Annotated in this window: 7 protein-coding genes; 4 read left to right on the top strand and 3 right to left on the bottom strand. The window is 38.2% G+C overall.

Annotated features, from left to right (window positions below; genetic code table 11):
• Positions 1 to 186: 186 nt before the first annotated feature.
• From AC106K_RS26460 to rplU, 3 genes are all read right to left on the bottom strand, one after another.
• A complete protein-coding gene (locus AC106K_RS26460) occupies positions 187 to 1398 on the bottom strand; it encodes a T9SS type A sorting domain-containing protein (protein WP_482448630.1) in 1212 nt (403 codons plus the stop codon).
• A 163-nt stretch (positions 1399 to 1561) separates the two neighbouring features.
• Positions 1562 to 1819, bottom strand: a complete 258-nt coding sequence (gene rpmA, locus AC106K_RS26455; RefSeq protein ID WP_002984034.1) for a 50S ribosomal protein L27 — start codon at positions 1817 to 1819, stop codon at positions 1562 to 1564.
• Positions 1820 to 1831: 12 nt separating this feature from the next.
• Entirely contained in the window at positions 1832 to 2407 is a 576-nt protein-coding gene (rplU, locus tag AC106K_RS26450) for a 50S ribosomal protein L21 (protein ID WP_082126245.1), read from the bottom strand.
• A gap of 185 nt (positions 2408 to 2592) precedes the next feature.
• Between rplU and AC106K_RS26445 the strand changes: the two genes are divergently transcribed.
• The 4 genes from AC106K_RS26445 (at position 2593) to AC106K_RS26430 (ending at position 5978) form a co-directional block, all read left to right on the top strand.
• A complete protein-coding gene (locus tag AC106K_RS26445; RefSeq protein WP_482448629.1) occupies positions 2593 to 3474 on the top strand; it encodes a neutral zinc metallopeptidase in 882 nt (293 codons plus the stop codon).
• Positions 3475 to 3592: 118 nt separating this feature from the next.
• Entirely contained in the window at positions 3593 to 4681 is a 1089-nt protein-coding gene (locus AC106K_RS26440) for an acyltransferase family protein (RefSeq protein WP_482448628.1), read from the top strand.
• Between the two features lie 74 nt (positions 4682 to 4755).
• The gene (locus AC106K_RS26435; RefSeq protein WP_482448626.1) at positions 4756 to 5334 is read left to right on the top strand and encodes a MiaE family protein; all 579 of its coding nucleotides are present in this window, start codon (positions 4756 to 4758) and stop codon (positions 5332 to 5334) included.
• Between the two features lie 26 nt (positions 5335 to 5360).
• Positions 5361 to 5978, top strand: a complete 618-nt coding sequence (locus AC106K_RS26430; protein WP_482448625.1) for a DUF502 domain-containing protein — start codon at positions 5361 to 5363, stop codon at positions 5976 to 5978.
• The last annotated feature ends 70 nt before the right edge of the window (positions 5979 to 6048 follow it).

Genomic DNA, 6048 nt, shown 5'->3' with positions numbered 1-6048 from the left:
TCTACACTAAGTCCACAACACTCTTTCCCTACACGGACGCTCTTCCGATCTTTCGAAGCCGCCCGATTCTATTTAAGCCCAATTGTTTAAGATTCTGTTTTAAAATTCTCCATCATAAAGACCTTAATAAAACTCCTATCCTTTATAATAAAAAACCGAACGCTATTTAAAGGTTCGGTCTGCATTTTATTTTTTGATCAGCTTGGTTGATCTTATCTCTTTATCTGACTGAAGAGATAAATAATATATTCCCGCAGGCAGATGTTGAACATTAATAGCGTCAGCGTCCTTGATCACTCCTGAATCAACAACTCTTCCCATTTCATCCAGAAGCTGATAAGTCTTAAATTTATTATTTTTAATATAGACATAATCTGATACAGGATTTGGATAGATCTCAACATCCTGTTTAGCCATTACATCACGCACTCCTAAATTCGCTGAACTGGCGAGCCATACGACAGCATTCACCAAAAGAGGCCTGTGATTTCCATTGGCATCTCCGGAATATCCGTTGTATAAAGTATCATTGGGATCTCCGGTGCCGTCATCAGGCACAGAGCTGTCTCCCAGAGCGCAGATTTTGCCATTTCCATACGTTGCCGTAGCAAACATCACATTGGTACTCCCGGCCGTTGAAGAGCCTGTAGTAAATACAAGTCCCTGTACAGAAGGATTACTTGTTTTATTCAATGTCATGGTTGCTCCACTGGAAAATTTCATCTGTGTAGGCGTTCCCTGCGGTCCGGATAAGATCATTGGATTAGTGCTCACCGGCGCAAAGTTAGACGTTAATGGTGATACACTATTCAGATCAATACTGATCCCGAAAGGATTGCTGACAATCCCATTGTTTGTAAAGAAGTCATTCCAGATAGCGGGAGAATCCCATCCATCATTATTCCTGTCACTAATATTATGATCCGAAACGATAAAAAGCCCGCCGCCATTAGCCACAAAGCTCAACATTGCTGTTTTTTCTGAAGCAGTAAATTTGATATTAGGCTCTACAACAATAAACACTTTATAATTAGACAGATCCTGTGAATTTGAAGAATCTCCATAAGTAATACTTCCATTATAAGGCAACGTTTCTACGGTATATCCCTGACGTACAAGATCAATTCCCCAGTAGCTTAGACCTCCCTGCCAGTAAGTTTCAGGAGTAGATGCCGTAATTCCGCTTTGTGCAGGAGTTGGAATTCTTTGAGGATTCGACTCGGATCCTGTGGTAGAGACTCCGGTAGCACTATAGTAGAGATTATGAACGTCTGCATCGATCACCCAGTCTGCATTACCGGCAGATTCTGCCTTTGTAGCATCAAACAGCACTTTTACCTGAGCCTGCCAGCTTACAGAAACCAGCAATCCCAGCACAAGTATAATTTTTCCTTTCATGTTCAAGTTATTTAAAATGGGGTACAAAATTATAATACTTTGGAGTTTCCTGAATGCGTAAAAATTAAAATTCAATTAAAATACTGTTAATCTACTCAAAATCAGAACAAAAAAAAACCTCAGCAAGTAAATGCTGAGGCCTTATTTTTTATAACGCTTACAATTATGCGTTTGGTTCTACAGATACGAAAGATCTGTTGTTTGCTTTCTTTCTGAAAACTACTTTACCATCTACTAATGCAAACAAAGTGTGATCTTTACCGATTCCCACGTTATCACCTGGGTGGTGTTGAGTACCTCTTTGTCTAACAATAATATTTCCGGCAATAGCTTCTTGTCCTCCGAAAATCTTCACACCTAATCTTTTAGAGTGAGACTCTCTACCGTTCTTGGAACTACCGACTCCTTTCTTGTGTGCCATTTTATTACTGGATTATTTATTAAGTGCTTTAAATTGATCGATATTCTTAATGATAGCAGCATCTACTTCCTCATGAGTAAGAATATTCTTTTCTAATTCAACTTTAACTGCTTTACCTAAAGTAATTAAAGTCTCTCTGTTCTCTTTAGACTGAGACAAGTTGTTTTTCTTTAGGTGGTAGTTCAACTCGTGATCTTCACCAAAGTTAACAGTTGCGTGGTCAGAAAGAACTTCACCTTTCACAGTTTCTTTTTTAGCAGCTTTTTTAGCTCCACCTTCAAAACCTGTAATGCTAGTGATTACGATTTGAGTTAAAGATTGTCTGTGACCGTTTTTCACTTTGTAACCTTTTCTTCTTTTCTTTTTGAAAACGATTACTTTATCAGCTTTTACGTGGTCAAGGATCTCTGCTTCTACAGTGATTCCGTTTACAGCTGGGGCGCCTACAGTGATTGCACCGTTTACAGTAAGAAGAACTTTATCGAAAGAAACTTTTCCTCCTTTATCTCCTTTTAAACGGTTTACAAACAACTTCTGGTCTTGCTCAACTTTGTATTGAAGCCCTGCTATTTCTACAATTGCAAACATTGTTTATAAATTTTTAGTTATTTCGAGGTGCAAATATACAAATAAATTTCTAATTGACTTACAATCAAAGCAATGTTTTTTTAGATAAATTCTATTCACTATGCTTTGAATAATTTTTTACTATAATGTATTCACACTTAAGAGATAATTTCATACCTTCGTTTTACCAAATTGAATTTTAATATATGAAAAGAAACTTTAACCTCTGCTTAATAGCAGGAGCCATCGCTGTAACTTCATTGACAGCATGTAGTGATGACAAAATGGAAGACACTGTTCTGCCACAACAGGAAAGTGCCAAGATCCAGCAACCGGATGCACGTGAAAAAGTTTGCTACTATGTAGACAACAACTGGAGCTCTTCTTCGGTTTTGGTATCCGGTCTTCAGAATTCCGCAGATACCAACTTTATGAATTCCCAGATGACAAAAATTGCCAGCTTATGGGGAAGAAGCAACCCGGTTCTGCAGTTTGTAAATGACCCTTCCAATTTCAATTCTACTTACAATGCTATTTCTTACGGTAATGGAAGAATTTATTACGGTTATGCCATTTATTATGATGCAAAAGCAAAAGGCGGAGATATTGTAAACGCCATGATTCTTGCTCATGAATATGGACATCAGCTGCAATATATCTTCGGACTTCCTTCCGTTAATGAAAATACGGCAAGACCCAATGAACTTGAGGCCGACGGCTTTGCAGGTTATTATCTAAGAAGACCAAACGGATATAACAAAACCAACTTCTCAGAAATTGCAGCTGCGTACGAATTTGCACAAAGCATCGGAGATTACCAGACAAACAGCCCTGGTCACCACGGAACTCCAGCACAAAGAAGATCTGCCGTTCGTTTAGGTTTCCTTTTAGGACAGTATGATCTTAATGCTTCCAATTTCGATTACAACTTCTTCTATTACTATCAGGGAGTTTTGAACGGAACTTACAAGATGGCTAAGAACACTGTCAATCCGGAAATTGACGCTTACATGAGTCAATATATTGATGAATTGAGAAAAATTCAGTCCGGAGAAATTTCAGCAGAAGAATTCAAACATCTTCAATAAAACGCAAACATTCATTTTAGCATATTTTAAGAAAGGAGGCGGGCAATTTGCTCCGCCTCTTTTATTTGACTTGAAAGATAACAGAAGTTTATTTACTTTTGAACCATATTCTATAAGGATGAACAGAGACCTCTATATTGACTTCGCCAAAGGACTGGCAACGCTATCGATCATATTTATCCATACGGCTTTTTGGTCCGGACAGTTTTATATTCCTGCCGAAGTAAGAGTTATCTCTCTCGTTTTCGATGTAGCTCTTTTCTATGCCCTCAGCGGAATTACTTCAGGAGCCAATATTGAGAAAACATTCTACAGACTGCTGAAGCTGCAGATCACTTATATGATCTTTGTAACCTTTCTGTTTTTTTTGGATTACTTTTTTAAAGTATTCGGGCTGAGCTTTTTCTCTATGGAATGGCTCCAGAACTTCTACTCCACTTTCGGATCAAAATATGCTACCACAAGTATCTCAACAGATCCTCAATGGCAGAACCTTGGGAACTGGTATCTTCATCAGTACACCAATGCCGATACTTTTCCAGTGGTTATGGGAAGCTTCTGGTATCTGAAAGTCTATTACATCCTTACCGTCTTCGGTGTGTTGATTTTAAAGTTCTTCCCTAAACACATTAACTGGTTCATCGGACTTTGCATCGCTTTAACACTGGTATTCAATATTTTTCCTGAATATTATCCAACGGGACAGGTTGGTTATGTAGCATTTTATCTCGCGGTATTCTTAGTCGGGAACAGAATGCGCGGAAAAAAGATCCCAACCAAAATGATTCCGGTCTTGTATGGATGTGTGGCTGCAGCACTGCTATGGATGTTCTGGTATTACGGAAATGAGATCTTTTATAAGATCAACAAAAATAAATTCCCACCGCAGATCCCTTATATTATCTGGGCTCAGTTTTCACTGGTTACCTTATTTGTGCTTTACAACAGGCTGAAAATTACAAAAGAAAACTTCATTACCTATATCGGGAAAAATGCAATCTTTTTCTATTTTGCACAGGGAATTAGCTCCTCATTGGTTTATTTCCTGGTTGTTCCTTTAAAAGAAAATATGCCATGGTGGATCTTGATGATTCTTATTTATATCCTCAACATTATCCTGGCTTTCATCATTTCTGCAGGACTCAAAAAGGTTGATTCTCTGGGATGGAATATTTTGGAATTCCTAAGAAGAAAGACCGCTTCTTAGTACTTTAGGATTCAAATTGAAATAAAGTAACATTTCTTGCCTCAATTTGTTTAAATTTACAAAAATTTTACAACATGTTTAAGTTGAAACTCCCAACCGATCCAAGGTGGGCAAATATTGCAGAAGGAAACATTGGCGAAATTTTAACGGATCATGCCTGGTGTGAGCAAAAAGCTGCTACAAATGCCATCGGGTTGATTACCATGCTTCCGGAATATCCTGAAATTGTTACAGAACTTCTTGCCATAGCTCAGGAAGAACTGGATCATTTTAATCAGGTACACGAGATCATCAAAAAGAGAGGCTTTCGTTTTGGAAGAGCCAGAAAAGACGACTATGTGAATGAACTGGCCAAATTTATTATCCAGGGAAGCAGAGAAGACCTCATCGTAGACAAAATGCTTTTTGCGGCGATGATTGAAGCCAGAAGCTGCGAAAGGTTTAAAGTTCTTACAGAAAACATTAAAGATGAAGAACTTAAGGTATTCTACAGAGAATTAATGATTTCTGAAGCGAATCATTATACAACATTCATCGGATTTGCCAGACAGCTTGGAGATCCTGAAAAAGTAAACCAACGCTGGGAAGAATGGCTGGAATATGAAGCCAACATCATCAAATCTTACGGAAACAAAGAAACCATTCACGGTTAAAATATAAAAACAGTAAAGAACAGACATTGAAGAAGCCAAGCTTTGAAAGTATTGCCAATTTATTTCTGAAAAACTTTTTTCAGGGGCTGGTTATTATCGGACCAATCGGACTCACCATTTTTGTAATCTGGTATATTGTCAGCGCTATCGACAATCTTATCCCTTCTCTTGCCAAAGAGATTCCAGGGCTTGTTTTCGTATCAATTATATTACTTACTGCTATTTTAGGGTATCTGGGAAATAAATTCGTGGTCGGAAGATTCTTTTTCGACACCATGGACAGCTTGCTGGAAAAAACACCCGGAGTAAAACACATTTACACTCCTACGAAAGACGTCATGTCTTCCTTTGTAGGCGACAAGAAAAAATTCAACGATCCTGTATGGGTAAAAACGAACGAGAATCCGGAAATCTGGAGAATCGGGTTTCTGACTCAGAAAGAAATGTCGGACGTTGACAAGCATAATTACGTTGCGGTATACCTTCCCCACTCCTATGCTATCTCAGGATGGGTAATTGTTACTGAAGAAAAAAACATCAAACCTGTAGTAGGAATGACTGCAGCTTCTGCCATGAAGTTCGCCGTAAGTGGCGGCGTGGCCGGATTTCATTCTGATGAAAATATATTTAAGGCTCCGGAATAAATTCCCTGCTCCTTATTGTATACTTTGATGAATTTGAAAATTATTTTCAAACCCATTTTCTTTACAAAAC

It is taken from the genome of Chryseobacterium sp. FR048 (genome assembly GCF_056844665.1).
This window is presented reverse-complemented; position numbering and strand designations above follow the sequence as displayed.

Bases quoted from the DNA above. Each gene is read 5' to 3' on its own strand.
- AC106K_RS26440 (WP_482448628.1), top strand. From the start codon at position 3,593: ATGAACAGAGACCTCTATATTGACTTCGCCAAAGGACTGGCAACGCTA.
- rpmA (WP_002984034.1), bottom strand. From the start codon at position 1,819: ATGGCACACAAGAAAGGAGTCGGTAGTTCCAAGAACGGTAGAGAGTCT.
- AC106K_RS26435 (WP_482448626.1), top strand. From the start codon at position 4,756: ATGTTTAAGTTGAAACTCCCAACCGATCCAAGGTGGGCAAATATTGCA.
- rplU (WP_082126245.1), bottom strand. From the start codon at position 2,407: ATGTTTGCAATTGTAGAAATAGCAGGGCTTCAATACAAAGTTGAGCAA.
- AC106K_RS26445 (WP_482448629.1), top strand. From the start codon at position 2,593: ATGAAAAGAAACTTTAACCTCTGCTTAATAGCAGGAGCCATCGCTGTA.
- AC106K_RS26460 (WP_482448630.1), bottom strand. From the start codon at position 1,398: ATGAAAGGAAAAATTATACTTGTGCTGGGATTGCTGGTTTCTGTAAGC.